This window comes from Streptomyces sp. Je 1-369, assembly GCF_026810505.1.
Taxonomy (GTDB): Bacteria; Actinomycetota; Actinomycetes; order Streptomycetales; family Streptomycetaceae; genus Streptomyces.
In genome coordinates, this window is the sequence record NZ_CP101750.1 from 3,785,421 (window position 1) to 3,802,706 (window position 17,286).

Annotated in this window: 15 protein-coding genes; 5 read left to right on the forward strand and 10 right to left on the reverse strand. The window is 71.7% G+C overall.

Going from position 1 to position 17,286, the window contains the following annotated elements; all coding sequences use genetic code 11:
* Positions 1 to 53: 53 nt before the first annotated feature.
* Positions 54 to 830: a DUF6227 family protein gene (locus NOO62_RS17150; protein ID WP_268771755.1), complete on the forward strand. Its 777-nt coding sequence runs from the start codon at positions 54 to 56 to the stop codon at positions 828 to 830.
* A gap of 59 nt (positions 831 to 889) precedes the next feature.
* Here NOO62_RS17150 and NOO62_RS17155 read toward each other — a convergent pair whose 3' ends face one another.
* The 5 genes from NOO62_RS17155 to NOO62_RS17175 form a co-directional block, all read right to left on the reverse strand.
* A complete protein-coding gene (locus NOO62_RS17155; protein WP_268771756.1) occupies positions 890 to 1,156 on the reverse strand; it encodes a hypothetical protein in 267 nt (88 codons plus the stop codon).
* Between the two features lie 131 nt (positions 1,157 to 1,287).
* On the reverse strand, positions 1,288 to 3,309 hold the full coding sequence (locus NOO62_RS17160) for a fructose-specific PTS transporter subunit EIIC (RefSeq protein ID WP_268771757.1): 2,022 nt from the start codon (positions 3,307 to 3,309) through the stop codon (positions 1,288 to 1,290).
* A gap of 106 nt (positions 3,310 to 3,415) precedes the next feature.
* Entirely contained in the window at positions 3,416 to 4,363 is a 948-nt protein-coding gene (gene pfkB, locus NOO62_RS17165; protein WP_268775661.1) for a 1-phosphofructokinase, read from the reverse strand.
* A gap of 104 nt (positions 4,364 to 4,467) precedes the next feature.
* The gene (locus NOO62_RS17170; RefSeq protein WP_268771758.1) at positions 4,468 to 5,229 is read right to left on the reverse strand and encodes a DeoR/GlpR family DNA-binding transcription regulator; all 762 of its coding nucleotides are present in this window, start codon (positions 5,227 to 5,229) and stop codon (positions 4,468 to 4,470) included.
* A gap of 224 nt (positions 5,230 to 5,453) precedes the next feature.
* A complete protein-coding gene (locus NOO62_RS17175) occupies positions 5,454 to 6,140 on the reverse strand; it encodes a TetR/AcrR family transcriptional regulator (protein WP_268771759.1) in 687 nt (228 codons plus the stop codon).
* A gap of 149 nt (positions 6,141 to 6,289) precedes the next feature.
* On the opposite strand from NOO62_RS17175, the gene NOO62_RS17180 reads away from it, so the two are divergent.
* On the forward strand, positions 6,290 to 7,588 hold the full coding sequence (locus NOO62_RS17180; protein WP_268771760.1) for an extracellular solute-binding protein: 1,299 nt from the start codon (positions 6,290 to 6,292) through the stop codon (positions 7,586 to 7,588).
* A gap of 173 nt (positions 7,589 to 7,761) precedes the next feature.
* Here NOO62_RS17180 and NOO62_RS17185 read toward each other — a convergent pair whose 3' ends face one another.
* A complete protein-coding gene (locus tag NOO62_RS17185; protein WP_268771761.1) occupies positions 7,762 to 9,297 on the reverse strand; it encodes an MFS transporter in 1,536 nt (511 codons plus the stop codon).
* Positions 9,298 to 9,359: 62 nt separating this feature from the next.
* Here NOO62_RS17185 and NOO62_RS17190 point away from each other — a divergent pair, with 62 nt between their 5' ends.
* Complete coding sequence (locus tag NOO62_RS17190; protein ID WP_268771762.1) at positions 9,360 to 10,403, forward strand: helix-turn-helix transcriptional regulator; 1,044 nt, start codon at positions 9,360 to 9,362, stop codon at positions 10,401 to 10,403.
* 280 nt (positions 10,404 to 10,683) lie between these two features.
* Here NOO62_RS17190 and NOO62_RS17195 read toward each other — a convergent pair whose 3' ends face one another.
* Positions 10,684 to 11,682, reverse strand: coding sequence for an RNA polymerase sigma factor RpoD/SigA (locus NOO62_RS17195; RefSeq protein WP_268771763.1), 999 nt, complete (start codon positions 11,680 to 11,682; stop codon positions 10,684 to 10,686).
* 534 nt (positions 11,683 to 12,216) lie between these two features.
* Here NOO62_RS17195 and NOO62_RS17200 point away from each other — a divergent pair.
* Positions 12,217 to 13,248: a questin oxidase family protein gene (locus tag NOO62_RS17200; RefSeq protein WP_268771764.1), complete on the forward strand. Its 1,032-nt coding sequence runs from the start codon at positions 12,217 to 12,219 to the stop codon at positions 13,246 to 13,248.
* Positions 13,249 to 13,388: 140 nt separating this feature from the next.
* Here NOO62_RS17200 and NOO62_RS17205 read toward each other — a convergent pair whose 3' ends face one another.
* Positions 13,389 to 14,159 (reverse strand): dioxygenase, encoded by a 771-nt coding sequence (locus NOO62_RS17205; protein WP_268771765.1) that lies wholly within the window; start codon positions 14,157 to 14,159, stop codon positions 13,389 to 13,391.
* A 136-nt stretch (positions 14,160 to 14,295) separates the two neighbouring features.
* On the opposite strand from NOO62_RS17205, the gene NOO62_RS17210 reads away from it, so the two are divergent.
* Positions 14,296 to 14,811: a MarR family winged helix-turn-helix transcriptional regulator gene (locus NOO62_RS17210; protein WP_268771766.1), complete on the forward strand. Its 516-nt coding sequence runs from the start codon at positions 14,296 to 14,298 to the stop codon at positions 14,809 to 14,811.
* Between the two features lie 19 nt (positions 14,812 to 14,830).
* Here the strand turns inward: NOO62_RS17210 and NOO62_RS17215 are convergent, their stop codons facing one another.
* The gene (locus tag NOO62_RS17215) at positions 14,831 to 16,354 is read right to left on the reverse strand and encodes an MFS transporter (protein WP_268771767.1); all 1,524 of its coding nucleotides are present in this window, start codon (positions 16,352 to 16,354) and stop codon (positions 14,831 to 14,833) included.
* Positions 16,355 to 16,443: 89 nt separating this feature from the next.
* Positions 16,444 to 17,100, reverse strand: a complete 657-nt coding sequence (locus NOO62_RS17220) for a TetR/AcrR family transcriptional regulator (protein ID WP_268771768.1) — start codon at positions 17,098 to 17,100, stop codon at positions 16,444 to 16,446.
* Positions 17,101 to 17,286: the final 186 nt, after the last annotated feature.

The window sequence follows — 17,286 nt, forward strand, 5'->3', positions numbered from 1 at the left end:
AGGGGCTACGGTATGCACTCACCAGGTGACATGTAGCAACGCCGGGAGAAGCCTTGAGCGTTCCGTACGACACTGCGTACGAGCCACCCGAGTCGCCCGAGCCACACTCTCCGGAGGAGCATCTCGAGCGACTCCTCGGCCGTGCAATGAACTCCTTCGACCTGCCGGACGAGGTGCTGGTCCGGCTCGGCACCGCACTCGCCCACGACAGCGCGCTGCACTCCGCGCACCACAGCTCGGGGCTGCACCGCGAGACGTTCAGACACACCTGGCTGCTCGCCGACGCGTCCGTGCTCACGCTCTGGGAGCTCGTCCACAACACCGCGCCGGGCAGCGCCCCGACGCACGAGCTCTACGCCGACGAGGAGGAGGCGGGCGTCGCCACCTCGCGCCTGCCGCTGCCGCCCGACCCGCCCTCGTGCGGCCGGCCCGTGCTGCTCGACCTCCCCGCCGACTCCGAGCCCCGCCACGTGTACGTTCCCGACGACTCCGCGGACCACGCGCGCCGACTCCTGCGCCGCGCGGAGAACCCGGACGGCGACCGGCCCGGGAAGAGCGTCGTGCGGCTGCTCCGTGCCGCGTTCGCGCACCAGATCACGCAGGCCTTCGGCCGTCCGCGGCTGGCCGGGGAGGTGCGCATGTGCTTCTCGCTCTACGAGCACGCGTTCCTGCTCTTCGACGGCGGCGAGACCAGCCTGTGGGAGGTCGAGCACACGCTCACGCCCGACGGGCGGCACATGTGCGAGGTGTACGACACCGAGGAGGCGGCCCGCGCCGCGATGGAGCGCAGGGCCCTCGCTTGGACCCGGGACCGCCGGGCGCGGAGCTAGGAGCAAGGCGCCAGGTGCCAGGTGCCAGGCGCCAGGCGCCAGGCGCCAGAAGTCGGGCGCTAGGAGCGGCCGTCGCCGAACTGGCGTACCAGGCCGGCGAACGCGGCGCGCTCGTCGGCCGTCAGCTCCACGGTCTCCGTGCGCGGCGGCCCCTGCTGGGCAGGCAGCGCGCGGAGCGACGGAGCCTGGCGCCATGCCTCGGCCTCGAACGGACCCTTGAAGCGGTCCTTGCGCATCATCCGCACCAGGCCGACGGCCCAGGCGACGGTCGCCACGGCGAGGACGGCCACGCCTATCTGCTGAACGATCGAGACATCCTGAAGCATGCGGCCCAGTAGACAACAGGGGTGGGGTCTTTCGACAGGGGGTAATAGGACTTAGGTCCCGAAGTGAGGCAAGTCGCACACTCCGGGACCCGTCGCCCTTCACGGGCGTTCGGCGGCCTTGCAGCGGTCGTTCAGACCGTCGCCGCCACCCGCTTCTCCGCGGGCTCCGACTCGTCGGCCGCCGGTCCCGACGGCGTCGTCTTCCTGGCGCCCTTGAGCAGGACCACCACGGCCGTCGAGACACAGACTCCCGCGGCGATCGCGACCAGGTAGAGCAGGGGCTGGCCGATCAGCGGGACCACGAAGACGCCACCGTGCGGGGCGCGCAGCGTGCAGCCGAACGCCATCGAGAGCGCTCCGGTGACCGCGCCGCCCGCCATCGACGCGGGGATGACGCGCAGCGGGTCGGCCGCCGCGAACGGGATCGCGCCCTCCGTGATGAAGGAGGCGCCGAGGAACCAGGCCGCCTTGCCGTTCTCGCGCTCGGTCTTGGTGAAGAGGCGGCCGCGGACCGTCGTGGCGAGGGCCATGGCGAGCGGCGGGACCATGCCGGCCGCCATCGCGGCGGCCATGACCTTCAGGCTGCCGTCGGTCGGGTGGGCGAGGCCGCCGACCGCGAAGGCGTAGGCCACCTTGTTCAGCGGACCGCCGAGGTCGAAGCACATCATCAGGCCGAGGATGACGCCCAGGATGACCGCGTTGGCCCCGGAGAGGCCCTCCAGCCAGTCCGTCAGCGCGCTCTGCAGCGAGGCGATGGGCTTGCCGACGACGAGGAACATCAGGAAGCCGACCACCGCCGATGAGATCAGCGGGATCACCACGACCGGCATGATGCCGCGCAGCACGGTGGGGATGCGGACCCGCTGGATGCCCATGACGACGGCGCCCGCGAGCAGGCCCGCGGCGAGACCGCCGAGGAAGCCCGCGTTGATGGTGACGGCGACCGAACCGCCGACGAAGCCGGGGACCAGGCCGGGCCGGTCGGCCATCCCGTACGCGATGTAGCCCGCGAGGACCGGGACGAGGAAGGCGAAGGCGAGCCCGCCGATCTGGAAGAGCAGCGCGGCCCAGCTGGTGTGGTCCGTCCAGATGAAGTGCTCGGCGACCGACGGCGCCTTGTCGATCTTCCAGCCGCCGATGGCGAAGCCGAGCGCGATGAGAAGGCCGCCCGCCGCGACGAAGGGGACCATGTAACTGACGCCGGACATGAGCCACTTGCGGAGCTTGGTGCCGTAGCCGTCGCCGCTGTCCCCGGCGTTGTCGACGGGGGTGGGGCCCGCGGGGGCGGTCGTCTCGCCTCGGGCGGCCTTCTCCCGTACCTCGGCGAGGAGTTCGGCGGACCGGTTGATGCCTGCCTTCACGCCCACGTCGACGGTGGGCTTCCCGGCGAAACGATCCTTGTCGCGTACGGGGACGTCGTGGGCGAACACGACGCCGTCCGCGGCGGCGATCACCGCGGGGTCGAGCCGGGTGAAGCCCGCCGAGCCCTGCGTCTCGACGGTGATCTCCACGCCCGCCTCGCGCGCGGCGTTCTCCAGCGACTCGGCGGCCATGTAGGTGTGGGCGATGCCGGTGGGGCACGAGGTGACGGCTACGACGCGGAAGGGCTCGTCAGGCCCGGACCCACCGCCCACGGGGGCAGCGGGGGCAGTGGGGGTAGCGGGGGCTTCGGGAGCGACGGGGGCTTCGGGAGCAGCGGGTTCGGCGTTCTCGCCGCTGATCAGGGCCGCCGCCGCGGTCGCGTCCTCCGCCGACCGCAGCGCCGCCGTGAACTCCGCGTCCATCAGCTGCCGGGCCAGCGACGACAGGATCGTCAGGTGGGCGTCGTCCGCGCCCGCCGGGGCGGCGATCAGGAAGATCAGGTCCGCGGGGCCGTCCGGCGCGCCGAAGTCGATGCCGCGTGCCGAGCGGCCGAAGGCGAGGGTCGGCTCGGTGACGTGGGCGCTGCGGCAGTGCGGGATGCCGATGCCGCCGTCGAGGCCGGTCGGCATCTGCGCCTCGCGGGCCGCCACGTCGGCCAGGAACCCTTCGAGGTCGGTCACCCGGCCGAGGGCCACCATGCGTGCGGCGAGGGAGCGGGCCGCGGCTTCCTTGGTTTCGGCGGACAGGTCGAGGTCGAGGTCGACCAGATCCGCCGTGATCATCTCGCTCATCGCGGGCTCCTTTGCACGCGTATCGCTTGGGGGGCGGGGGGTGTTGGGGGGACGGGGGGTGGTGCGGGGACGGGGGGCGGTGCGGGGACGAGGGAGGCGGGGCGGGTCATGGGGCCGGCTCCGTCAGGGGGCGGGTCAGCGGGACCTCCGCCGTTACCGTGACCGCGTCCGGCACGAGGTCCGCCGGGGTCGGCATCGCGCTGCCGGGGAGCTGGGCCGCGGCCGCGCCGTGGGCCACGGCGGAGGCGAGGGCGCGGGGCCCGGAGCCGCCCGCGATCAGGAAACCGGCGAGGGAGGAGTCCCCGGCCCCCACATTGCTGCGGACGGCGGCGACGGGGGCGCTCGCGAAGTACGTGCCTGACGCGTCGACCAGGAGCTGGCCGTCGGCGCCGAGGCTGGCGAGGACCGCGTGGGCGCCCGCCTTCCGCAGTTCCTCCGCGGCCTCGACCGCGTCGCCGACCGTGGCCAGGGGGCGGCCCACCGCTTCGGCGAGCTCTTCGACGTTGGGCTTGACGACGTCCGGGCGCTCGGCGAGTGCGGCGAGCAGCGCGGGTCCCGACGTGTCCAGGGCGATGCGCGCGCCGGCCGCGTGCGCCCGGGCCACGAGATCCGCGTACCAGGAGGGCTTCAGGCCGCGCGGCAGGCTCCCGCAGCAGGCGATCCAGTCGGCACCCTGCGACCGCTCGCCGACGGTGGCGAGCAGCAGTTCCCGCTCGGCGTCGGAGAGTTCGGGACCGGGCGCGTTGATCTTCGTGAGCGTGCCGTCGGGCTCCGCGACCGCGATGTTGGAACGCGTCTGCCCGGCCACCGTTACCGGGGCGGCCTCGATGCCCTGCTCGTCGAGGAGTCGGGCGACGAGCGCGCCGGGTGCTCCGCCGAGCGGCAGTACGGCGACGGTCCGCACGCCCGCCGCCGCGACGGCCCGCGAGACGTTGACGCCCTTGCCGCCGGGGTCCACGCGCTCGCCGGTGGCGCGGACGACTTCGCCGCGGTCGAGCGCGGGCACCTCGTAGGTGCGGTCGAGGGAGGGGTTGGGGGTGACGGTGAGGATCATGCTCGTACCGGCTGCTTCCTTGCTCGTGCGCGGAGCGGCTGCTTCCTTGCTCATGCGCGGAGCGGCTGCTTCCTTGCTCATGCGCGGAGCGGCTGCTTCCTTGCTCATGCGCGTACTACTTCCGTGCCGCCGCGCTCGATCGTCGCGGCGTCGTCGTCGGTCAGGCCGGTGTCGGTGATCAGAAGGTCCACGTCGGCCAGGTCGCCGAAGCGCGCGAAGTGCTCCTGGCCGTGCTTGGCGGAGTCCGCGAGCAGCACGACCCGGCGGGCCGCCGCGATCGCCGCCCGCTTCACAGCTGCCTCGGCGAGGTCGGGGGTGGTGAGCCCGGCCTCGGCGGAGAAGCCGTTGGCGGCGAGGAAGAGGACGTCGGCGCGGATCTCGCCGTACGCCCGCAGGGCCCACGCGTCGACGGCCGCGCGCGTGCGCTGCCTGACCCGGCCGCCGATGAGGTGGAGCTGGACGCCGGGGTGGTCGGCGAGGCGGGCGGCCGTGGGCAGCCCGTGCGTGACGACGGTGAGCGTCGACTCCAGCGGGAGCGACGCCGCGAGCCGCGCGACGGTCGACCCTGCGTCGAGGATGACGCTGCCCTCGGCGGGCAGTTCGGTGAGCGCGGCGCGGGCGATGCGGTCCTTCTCGTCGGCGGCGGTGCCCTCGCGCTCGGCGAGGTCCGGCTCGAAGTCGAGGCGTCCGGCCGGTATGGCACCGCCGTGCACGCGGCGTACGAGTCCGGCCCGGTCGAGGGCCTTCAGGTCGCGCCGGATGGTCTCCGCCGTGACCTGGAACTCCTCGGCCAGCGACAGCACGTCGACGCGGCCGCCGTCGCGCGCGAGCCGCAGGATCTCCTGCTGCCGCTCCGGTGCGTACATGTCCGTTTGCCTCCGCCGCATGCCCGAGCTTGTGGTTTCACTCGCAGAGTACGGTTAGGTTGCCGGAAAGTAAACAGGTTCGGGCTCTACTCGGACACAAACGGACTTCGGCCCCGAGGTGACGCTCCTTCGGACCTACGACTCCATGGACCTATGTCACTTTTGGGACCTGCGCCGCCTTTGGGACCTGCGCCGCTTTTTGGGCCACCGCCGCCCAGCTGGGCCTACGGCCAGGGAAACGTGTCCAGCGCCGCCAGGCAGCGCTCCGCGAGCGCGGCCGGACCCGCACCCGCGGCCGTACCGCTCCCCTCGGGGGCGTCCTCCGCCGCCCAGCTCTCCACCCCCACCCGCACCGCCGCGCTCGCCACCGCCGCCGCGAGCCGCAGGTCGAGGGAGTGCGCGGCATCCGCGCGCTCCCCCAGCACCGTGCGCTCCCCCAGCACCGCCCGCTCCCCGAGTACCGCCCGCTCCCCCAGCACCGCCAGCAACACCTGCTCCGACGCATGGCACGCGTCCGCCCACACCGCCCGCAGCGCCGGACTCTCCACCGACATGCGCAGCAACGACCGCACCCAGCCCAGGGACTCCACCGCCCCGGCGGTGTCGGCCCCGAGCGCCTCCCTGACCGCATGCCGCAGCGCGTCCGGAACCGACAGCTCCGCCGGGGCCCCGCGTACCGCCTCCGCCCACTGCTGCGCGCCCGCCGCGAAGAGCGGCGCGACGGACTCCTCCTTGGTCGGGAAGTAGCGGTAGAACGTGCGCGGCGCGACGCCCGCCGCCCGCGCGATGTCCTCGGCGCGGGTGGCCCGCAGCCCGTCCGCCACGAAGAGCGCCGCCGCGGTACGGGCGATGTCCAGGCGGGTCTCGTTCTTGCGTCGCTCCGTGAGCGAAACGGGAGGCATGTCAGGCATGCCAGGCAGGTTATGCCAAGCCCCGAGGAGCCCTCCGGTGCCACTGAAGCCTTTACCGCGACCTCACCGACACCTACTGCCTATATGGCAGAATCTGCCACCGTCGGATGCGGGACAGACACGGAACAGACAAAGGGTGGCAAGCAGCGGTGCGTCGTCGGCGGTTCCTTCTCCACACGGCCGGTCTCACCGGCGCCACCACTCTCGGCGCCACCGCGCTCGGCGCCACCGCGCTCGGCGCCACCGCGCTCGGCGCCGCCGGCCTCAGCGCCTGTTCCGCGGAGACCGACACCTCGCTCAAGCTCCTCGTGGCCAGCTACGACAAGAGCGTGGGCTCCTCCATCGGCGACCAGTGGGGCAGCCTCATCGGCGCCTTCAAGAAGGCCCACCCCGGCATCGACGTCGACCTCGAACGCGTCCCCTTCGCCAAGCTCGACCAGACCCTGGCCCGGCGCGTGCGGGACGGTGACGCCCCCGACATCGCCCAGTCGAACCTCTTCGCGCCCTACGCCGATGACGGCAAGCTGTACGGCGCGTCCGACCTCTTCGACGTGCGTACCGAGGGCGACTTCATCCGCTCCTACGCCGAGGCGGGCATGGTCGACCGCGTCCAGTACGGGCTGCCCTTCCTGGCCAGCACCCCGCGGCTCTTCTACAACAAGGCGCTGTTCAAGCAGGCCCGCGTCAAGGCGCCCCGCTCCTGGGCCGAACTGCGCGACGCGGCCGTGGCGTTGCAGGGGATCGGCGTGCCCACCCCGTACGGGCTTCAACTCGGCCCCGAGGCCGCCGAGGACGAGGTGCTGGCCTGGCTGCTCGCGGACGGCGGCGGCTACGCGGGCCTCACCGGCTACGACTTCGCCAACCCCAGCAACATCGACACCCTCACCTGGCTGCGCGACAACCTCGTCACGCGCGGCCTCGCGGGCGCCGATCCGAAGTCGCTGACGAGGACGGACGCGTACGCCCAGTTCCTGCGCGGCAAGATCGGCATGCTGATCGCGCACCCGGTCCTGATGGGCGCCGCCGACCAGGCCAAGTTCCCCTACGCGCACGCCCCGTTCCCCCAGAAGCTGGGCGGCGCCGCGCCGCCCGTGGGGCTCAACGACTGGCTGATGGCGTTCAAGCAGAACGGGCGGCGCGAGCAGTGCGGCACGTTCCTGAGCTACCTGTACGGGCGCAAGTCCGCCCTCGCGTACGGCGGGAGCCAGTCCGCCCTGCCCGTGACGAGCTCCGCGTCCGACGCCCTGCGCAAGGACCCGAAGCAGCGCCCTATGTGGGACTTCATCGACCAGATGCCGCAGGCGCAGTTCCAGCCGACGAACCTCGGGTCGTGGCCCGAGGTGCGGAGCGCGGTACGGCGGCACGTCGGCGAGGCGGTGGTGAAGGGCGGCAGCCCCAAGGAGGTTCTGGAGGCGCTGGACGCGGCGGCGGCCCAGGCGGAGCTCTGACGCTCCGCCAAGGGGCGGTTCGTATCCTCGCGACCCGCGACCCGCGACCCGCGAGCCGCGACCTGCGAGCCGCACGCCGCGACCTGCGGGCCCGTTGTGGCTGGTCGCGCAGTTCCCCGCGCCCCTTAAGGGCTACCCGGCGCGAGGAACTCCGTACGACCTACGACCACCCATCACTGCGTCAGCGCAGGCTCCTTCTCCAGGGTGGTCGCGTCTGCCACGTCCTCGTCCCCGCCACCGGCCTCGATGTGCTGCTTCGGCTTCGCCGGCAGGGCGAACATCACCAGGAAGATGACGGCGAGCACGCCCGCCACCCACCACAGCGCGTTCTGGAACCCGTCCACGAACTCCGCCGGGAGCCGGTCCGGCCGGACGTGCTCGTCGATGACTCCGAAGAAGACGACCGACACGAGGCCGAGGCCGAGCGCCGTGCCCATCTGCTGCACGGTGTTGATGAGCCCGGAGGCCGAACCCGCGTGCTCCTGCGGGACGTCCGAGAGGACTGCGTCCGTCAGCGGGGCCACGATGAGGCCCATGCCGATGCCCATCACGACCAGCGGGAGCGCCATCTGCCAGGGCGCGATGTCGGTCCCGTACCGCCCGGCCTCCCAGATGTAGATCAGGACGCCCGCGGCCATCGCGAGGGCGCCGGTCTGCAGCACCTTGCGGCCGAAGCGGGGCACGAGCTTCTGCACGGAGATACCGGCCGCCGCCGAGACGGCGATCGAGAACGGCACGCCCGTCAGACCGGCGCGCAGCGCGGTCCAGCCGAGGCCGATCTGCATGTAGAGCGTCCAGACCAGGAAGAAGATGCCCAGCGTGACACCGAAGACCGTCTGCACCGCGATGCCCGCGGCGAAGCTCTTCACCTTGAACAGCGACAGCTCGACGAGCGGCGAGCCGTCCTTCGCGGCCTTCCTCTTCTCGTACGCGATGAGTGCGCCGAAGACGACGAAGGACCCGGCCATCATCACGTAGCCCCATGTGGGCCAGGACAGCTCGCGCCCGCGGGTGAGCGGGTAGAGCAGCATCAGCAGACCCGCGGTGACCAGGACGACGCCGACGAGGTCCAGCTTGAGGGCGCGCGGCGCCTTGGACTCGCTGATGAACTTCCGGCCGAGGATGATGCCGACGATGCCGACCGGCAGGTTGATGAGGAAGATCGGACGCCATTCGAGGCCGAGGATGTTCCACTCGGTGAGCAGCGCGCCGAGCAGCGGCCCGGAGACCGCGCCGAGCCCGACGATCATGCCGAAGAGGCCGAAGACCTTGCCGCGCTCGTGGGCCGGGAAGGTCGCGTGCACGATGGACAGCACCTGCGGCACCATCAGCGCGGCCATGCCTCCCTGGAGGATGCGCGACGCGACCAGCATCTCCGGGTTCGCCGCGAAACCGCAGAGCGCGGAGGCGATGGTGAACCCGGTGATGCCTATGAGGAAGATCCGCTTGCGGCCGTGGATGTCGCCGAGCCGCCCGCCGGTGACGAGGCCCGCGGCGAAGGCGAGCGAATACCCCGCGGTGATCCACTGGATCTGGCTGAACGAGGCGCCCGCATCGCGCTGGATGGACGGGATGGCGATGTTGACGATCGTGACGTCGACGAGGTCCATGAAGGCGGCGGTCATCACGATGGCCAGGGCGAACCAACGCCGCCGGTCGCCGGCGGCCGCCTGCGTCCCGGGAGCGGAGGTGGTGCTGGGTGAAGTCATGCCGCAAGGCTAGAGGCCATATAGGCCAGTCTGTGTCCTAGTTCTCCGGCATCCTGGTCGACATGACGACGGATGCGGACGGCACGACGGGGACGGCGACGGGCAGGGACGTAGGCGCGGGCGCGGGCGCCCGCTCAAGCGCAGGTGCCGACACCCCCGCCCGGCTCTTTCAGCTTCTCTCTCTCCTTCAGACGCCCCGCGAGTGGCCGGGTGCCGAGCTTTCCGAGCGGCTCGGGGTCAGCAGGCGCACCGTGCGGCGCGACATCGACCGGCTGCGGGACCTCGGCTATCCGGTGCGGGCCAGCCAGGGAGCGGCCGGCGGCTACCGTCTGGTCGCGGGCAAGGCCATGCCGCCGCTGGTCCTCGACGACGAGGAGGCCGTGGCCATCGCGGTCGGGCTGCGGGCCGGGGCGGGGCACGCGGTGGAGGGCGTGGAAGAGGCGTCGGTGCGGGCGCTCGCCAAGCTGGAGCAGGTGCTTCCGGGGCGGCTGCGGCACCGGGTATCCGCGTTGCAGATCGCGACGACGCCGCTGACCAGCGGGGACGGGGCGAGCATCGCGCCGGAGACGCTGACGGTGATGGCGTCGGCCGCGGCCGGGCACGAGCGGCTGCGGTTCGCCTACCGCGCGGGGGACGGCACGGAGTCCCGACGGCTCACGGAGCCGTACCGGCTGGTGTCGACGGGGCGCCGCTGGTACCTCGTGGCGTACGACATCGACCGCGAGGACTGGCGGACCTTCCGGGTGGACCGGGTGTCCGAGCCGTTCGCGACGGGCGCGCGGTTCGTACCGCGGGAGCTGCCCCGCGGGGACGCGGCGACGTTCATCCGCGAGTCGATGTGGCGCGGGGGTCAGCGCTCGTACGAACTCGACGTCACGTTCGCGGCACCCGCGGCGTTCGTCACCGCGAGGCTGCCCTCGGCGCTGGGTCCCGTGCAGCCCGTGGACGAGCAGAGCTGCCGTCTGCGCTGCGAGAGCTCGGACTCCGTCGAGTGGCTCGCGGTGCGCCTGGCGGTCTTGGACTGCGAGTTCAGGGTGCGGGGTCCGCAGGAGCTGGTGGAGTGCGTGGGGGAGATGGGGGCGCGCCTGAACCGGTCGGTCAGCTGATCTGAACCGGCCCGGTTCCGGTCGGCTGATCTGAACCGGCCCGGTTCCGGTCGGCTGATCTGAACCGGCCCGGTTCCGGTCGGCTGATCTGAACCGGCCCGGTTCCGGTCGGCTGATCTGAACCGGCCCGGTGAACCGGTCGGTCAGCTGATCCGACCCGATCCAATCCGATCCAATCCGACCCGAGACCGAACCAGGAACCACACGGCCCCCCGGCGCCGGGGAAGAGCACCGGGCCCGGACGAGTGATCCGCCCAAGGCCGGCCGCCCAGGCCACCGCCTAGGCCGCCGCGTCGAAGCCCGTGTCCCGTGCCAGCTTCTTCAGCTCCAGCAGCGCGTGCTTCTCTATCTGGCGGATCCGCTCACGCGTGAGCCCGTGCTCCTTGCCGACCTCGGTCAGCGTGCGCTCGCGGCCGTCGTCTATCCCGTACCGCATCTTGATGATGGAGGCCGTGCGCTGGTCCAGGCGGCCGAGCAGGCCGTCCAACTCCTCGCTGCGGAGCAGCGAGAGGACGGACTGCTCGGGCGAGACGGCGGACGTGTCCTCCAGGAGGTCGCCGAACTGCGTGTCGCCCTCGTCGTCCACGCCCATGTTCAGCGAGACGGGGTCGCGCGCCCAGTCCAGGACGTCCGTGACGCGCTCGGGCGTCGAGGACAGCTCCGCGGCGATCTCCGCGTGCTCCGGGTCGCGGCCGTTCTCACGGTTGAACTCGCGCTGCACGCGGCGGATTCGGCCCAGCTCCTCCACCAGGTGGACGGGGAGGCGGATGGTGCGGGACTGGTCGGCTATGGAGCGGGTGATGGCCTGGCGGATCCACCACGTGGCGTACGTGGAGAACTTGAAGCCCTTCGCGTAGTCGAACTTCTCGACCGCGCGGACCAGGCCCGCGTTGCCCTCCTGGATCAGGTCGAGGAGGGGGAGGCCGCTGCGCGGATAGCGGCGGGCCACGGCGACGACCAGGCGGAGGTTCGACCGGATGAAGACGTCCTTGGCGCGCTCACCGTCGGCGACGAGGGCTTCGAGTTCCTCGCGGACCGCGGTGACCTTGCTGTCCTCGACCTCTCCGTCCAGGATCTTCTGGGCATAGACACCCGCCTCGATGACCTGGGAGAGTTCCACTTCCTTGGCGGCGTCCAGCAGCGGCGTACGCGCGATCTCGTCGAGGTACATGCCGACCAGGTCGCGGTCGGCGATCTCCCCGCCTACGGCGCGAACACTGCGTGCCGCGTCGGTGTCGCCGGAGGCGGACTTGCGACGGGCGACGGCACGGGTTGCCATGCGTGCTCCCTTGCGATGGTTGTCCTGGTCGGCCCATTCGTGGGGCCTCTGTGGTGGATGGCACACCCTCGGGTGCCCTGCATCCGTTGGAAACAACGACTGGAATCCGGACAGAATTCCCAAGCCGCGCATCTTTTTTCTTGACGGTGCAGTACCCTGTGGCGCCGCACGGGCGCCCGGATGCCATCGGAAGGCCCGGAGATGCAGGTCAGACCGGGCTTCGGTGGCTGATTCCTGCTGGAAGAGCGCGCCGCCGTTGGCTGCTCTTCCCTCGTGAAGACGGTCCGCGTCCCCCGTTGGTTGCTCAGGGCGCGCGACTCCGGTCCGCCGGTCTCCGCCCTGACCGTGTGCTCCGTTACGCGACGAGTAGTCATGTCCAGTCGATCGAAGTCGTTCCGCCCGTACGACCTCGACCCGTACGACCTCGACCCGTACGACCTCGACCCGTACGACCTCGGCCTGTACGACCTCGCCCCCGGGACCTAGGGCCCGCGACCGTTACCCGGCGCCAGGGCAGCCCCCTACCGTCCCCCCATGAAACGCAGGAGCGACAACACCACAGGCGCCCTCGACGAAGCCCTGGAGCGGCTGCACGCCACCGGACCGGAGCGTCTCGGGCGGCTCACCAATCACGCCCCGATGGCTGTCGAAGCGCTCGCCGCGCGTGGGCAGGCCGGTGCCGTTCACCGGTGGCTCGATCTTTACGGCCCGAAACTGGAGGAGTTTCCCGCGCCGGTGGAGCCGGTCACCGAGGCGAACCGGGCCGCCGCACTGGGTGACCCGCGCCGCGCCGCGGACTGGATCGCGTACTTCGGGAGGCGGATCGCGGAGCAGCCCTGGCGCGACGTGCTCGCCCAGTGGTGGCCTCGGCTGCTGCCCGGTCTGTACGGGGGCTCGACGCATCCCGTGATCCGGGTCGGCCACGCCGTGCGCACACTGGAGGAGCGCGGCGCGACCGGGCCCCGCCTCTCGGAGCTCGCCCACGGCCTCGGCTACTGGGCCGCCCGCCACCACCCGCTCACCGGCGTGACCGTACTGCCGGGCACTCACCGCACCGCCGCCGACAGCCTCGACGCCGTGCCGCCCATCGCGAACCGCGCGGACGGCGGTTTCCCCGCGCGGCTCGCCCGGGTCGAGCGGCTCCCGGCGTGGGCCGCCGCCGTGAACGACCCGGAGGAGGCGCGGCGCGGGCTTGTCGAGCTGGTGCGGGCGGCCACGCACCGGTACGCCACGCACGGCCACGGCGACGAGACGATGCTGGTGCACGCGGCGACCGCGCCCAACGCCGTGCTGCGCGCCCTCCCCGCGCTCCCCCGCACCCTGTGGGCGCCGAGCCTGCACGCCGCGTGGACCGCGTCGGCGGCGATCACGGCCATGTACGCGCCGGACGAGCCGGTGGCGTACGCCCCGCCGGGCACGATCACCGCCGAGGAGGTCTTCGAGCGGGCCGTGGTCCACGGCGACGAGCACGTCATCAAGCTGACGGACACGGCGCTGGACGTCGGCGACGAACGGGCTCTGGCGGCGGCGCTGCGAGCGGTCGAGCTGAGCGAGCCGCTCAGCTAGACATCGCCGCTCAGCTAGACATCGCCGCTCAGCTGGGCACCACCGCTCAGCTAGACATCGCCGCTCGGCTGGGCACCACCGCTCAGCTAGGCATCGCCGCTCAGTTAGGCATCCACTCGCCCGTCACCCGCCCACCCCCCTCACCCGAACTGCACCGACCTCTTCGCCAGCCCCATCCAGAACCCGTCGATCACACTGCGCTGCCCGCCCAGGTCCCCCGCCGCCTCGGCCGCGCCGAGCGTCACGAAGAGCGGCGCGAAGTGCTCCGTGCGCGGGTGGGCGAGCTGCCCCGCCGGGGACTTGTGTCCGAAGTCGAGCAGCGCGTCCACGTCGCCCGCCTCCAGCGCCTCGTACCCCCACGCGTCGAACTCCGCCGACCAGGACGGGATGCCGCCCTGTCGCAGCGCGGCCAGGTTGTGCGTGAAGAAGCCGCTGCCGACGATCAGGACGCCCTCGTCGCGCAGCGGCGCCAGCTTGCGGCCGATGTCCATGAGGCGGCGCGGGTCGAGGGTCGGCAGGGAGATCTGGAGGACGGGAATGTCGGCGTCCGGGTACATCTCCACGAGCGGCACGTACGCGCCGTGGTCGAGCCCGCGGTCCGGCACGTCCTGGACGGGCGTGCCGGGGGCGTGCAGCAGTTTCCGTACGGAGGCGGCGAGTCCGGGGGCACCCGGCGCGGCGTACGTCACCTGGTAGTAGTGCTCGGGGAAGCCCCAGAAGTCGTATACGAGCGGCAGTGTCTCGGTGGCGGAGAGGGCGAGCGGGGCCTCCTCCCAGTGGGCGGAGACCATGAGGATCGCCTTCGGGCGCGGCAGCCCCGCGGACCAGGCGGCGAGCTCGCCGGGCCAGACCGGGTCGTCGGCGAGCGGCGGGGCGCCGTGGCTGAGATACAGGGCGGGCATGCGGGACATCGCGCACCTCCGGCGAGCGGACTACCAAGACGCTTGAAGAAGCACTTGCAGGGTTACTTGAAAGCTCAAGTTTTACGTCGCAATCGTACGACTGGTTTGTTCAAAGTTCAAGGAACGACCTCGTACAGTGGGGTACATGGATACGGCAGCGACCCCTTCCCCGGCCGGTGAGCCGCGTTGGCTGGACGGCGACGAGCAGCGCGTCTGGCGGGTCTACCTTCAGGCGACCACTCTTCTCGACGATTACCTCGACCGTCAGTTGCAGCGCGACGCGGGCATGCCCCACGTGTACTACGGCCTGCTGGTCCAGTTGTCCGACGCCCCCCGGCGGCGACTGCGGATGACCGAGCTGGCCAAGACCATGAAGATCACCCGGTCCCGCCTCTCGCACGCGATCGCCCGCCTGGAGAAGAGCGGCTGGGTGCGCCGCGAGGACTGCCCCTCCGACAAGCGCGGGCAGCTGGCGATCCTGACCGACGAGGGGTTCGCGGTGCTCAGCAGGACCGCGCCCGGCCACGTCACCGCCGTACGCCAGGCCCTCTTCGACCGGCTCACCCCGGAACAGCAGAAGTCCCTCGGCGAGATCATGAAGATCGTCGCCGAGGGACTTCAGCCCGAGGAGGCCGGGGCAGACCTCCCCTGGCTCCGCTAGGTGCCGCCTACGACCCGGGTCAGTGGGCCATCACCGGAATCTTGACCTCGTCCTCGACACCGTCCGACGTGTCGCCGGAAGCCGACGGGCCGCCCTGGGCGCCGGTGGTGATGAACGTGGCCGCGATCAGCGCGGAGACCGCGAGGATTCCGACCGCCCACCAGATGGCGCTGGTGTAGCCCTCGACCATGGCCTGCGCCTGGAGGAGCTTCGGGTTGGTGGCGCCGGCCGCGTGGTCCGTGAGGTACGCGGTGGTCGCGGAGGCCGCGATGGTGTTCAGGAGGGCCGTGCCGATGGCGCCGCCGACCTGCTGCGAGGTGTTGACCATCGCGGAGGCGACACCGGCGTCACGGGCCTCGACGCCGTGCGTGGCCAGGGACATGGCAGGCATGAACGCCGTACCCATACCGAGGCCCAGCATCAGCTGCGCGGGCAGGATCAGACCGGTGTAGGAGCTGCCGATCTCCAGCTGCGTCAGGAGCAGCATGCCGACCGCGGCGAGCAGGAAGCCCGGGGCCATCAGCAGCCGCGGCGCGACGCGGGTCATCAGACGGGCACCGATCTGCGTGGAGCCCGCGATCATGCCGACCATCATCGGCAGGAACGCGAAGCCGGTCTTGACCGGCGAGTAGCCCTGCACGATCTGCAGGTAGTACGTGAGGAACAGGAACAGGCCGAACATCGCGATGACCGCGAGGCCGAGCGACATGTAGACGCCGCCGCGGTTGCGCTCGGTCAGGACGCGCAGCGGCAGCAGCGGCGACTTGACCTTGGCCTCGGTGAGGACGAACGCGGCGAGCAGCACGGCCGAGGCGACGAACATCGTGATCGTCACGGAGTCCGACCAGCCCGCGGACTCGGCGCGGGTGAAGCCGTAGACCAGCGCGACCAGACCGAGGGTGGAGAGGACCACGCCGGGGATGTCGAGCGGCGAGCGGTTGCGGCCGCCGGCCGGCTCACGGATGACGAAGTACGCGCCCAGGGCGGCGACCACCGCGAACGGGATGTTCACGAAGAAGGTCCAGCGCCAGTTCAGGTACTCGGTGAGGAAGCCGCCGAGGATCAGACCGACGGCGCCGCCACCACCGGCGATCGCGCCGTAGATGCCGAAGGCCTTGGCGCGCTCCTTGGCGTCGGTGAACATCACCGCGAGCAGCGAGAGGGCGGCGGGCGCGAGCAGCGCGCCGAACACGCCCTGCAAGGCGCGGGCGCCCAGCATCATGGCCTCGCCGGTCGCGGCGCCGCCGAGCGCGGAGGCCCCGGCGAAACCGATCAGGCCGGTCACGAAGGTGCGCTTGCGGCCCCACAGGTCGGCGATGCGGCCGCCGAAGAGCAGCAGACCGCCGAAGGCGAGCGCGTAGGCCGTGATGACCCACTGGCGGTTGCCGTCGGATATGCCGAGGTCCTGCTGCGCGGAGGGCAGCGCGATGTTCACGATGGTCGCGTCGAGGACGACCATCAGCTGGGCGAGCGCGATGAAGACGAGCGCCTTCCAGCGGTTGGTGTCGGGCCCTGTGTCGGGCCTGAGGGATGTTTGGGACATGGGAGTAGCCACCTAGCGGTACGGAGTGGTGAAAGAGGTACGGAAAGCGAAAATCTGAGGGGAGGACGACGCGGGCACGCGGTTCTCGGTCAGTGCTGCCGGAGGTCCTCCAGCGTCGCGGCCGCCCCCGGGAGCTCGGACCGGGCGGGCGCCATCAGGCCGTCGAGGAACAGCTGCAGATGGCGGTGGATGAAGCGGTCCATGCTCGGGCAGGCCGTGCCCGGCAGCGGCCGGGTGAGCTGGGAGAGGGCGACCATCAGGTCACCGACGGCGATGTCGGTGCGCAGCTGGCCGGCCTCGCGGGCCCGCTCCATGAGGCCTTCGATGGAGTGCTCGAGCCGCTCGCGGGAGTCGAGCAGGTCGGGGTGGAAGGGGTCGAAGTCGGCCGACAGCATCGGGCACATGGCCCCGATGCGTTCCTCGGCCGCGGCGTGCACGAAGGTGCGCAGCGCGCCGAACGAGGCGCTCGCGTCGGCGTCCGCCGTGGCGATGCCCTGCTCGGCGTGGGCCGCGACGCGGTCCGTCACCGAGAGGACGACCTGCCGCACCAGTTCGGCGCGGTCGGCGAAGTGACGGTAGACCGTGGCGTTGCCGACGCCGGCCCGGCGCGCGACCTCGTCGAGGGGTACGTCCGGTCCGTACTCCACGAACATCTCGCGTGCGGCGGCGACGATCCGCTCCCGGTTGCGCAGGGCGTCGGCCCGCGGTCGCGGGCTTCGGCGCTGCGGGGCGGTGGCGGTGTCCACGGCTGCTCCTCGTATGTCGGCGTAGGTCTGGGTCGAAGTCGTTCCGCGATGTGGGGAGTGACTCCCCGTTTCACGCGGACACAGTGCTAAACGGGGAGACAGTCCCCGGATATTTCCCGCAGCCCGACTTAATGCCTGTGAGCCGGGTCACACCTCGCGCGGGCAAGAAACCCACGATCGGTCGCA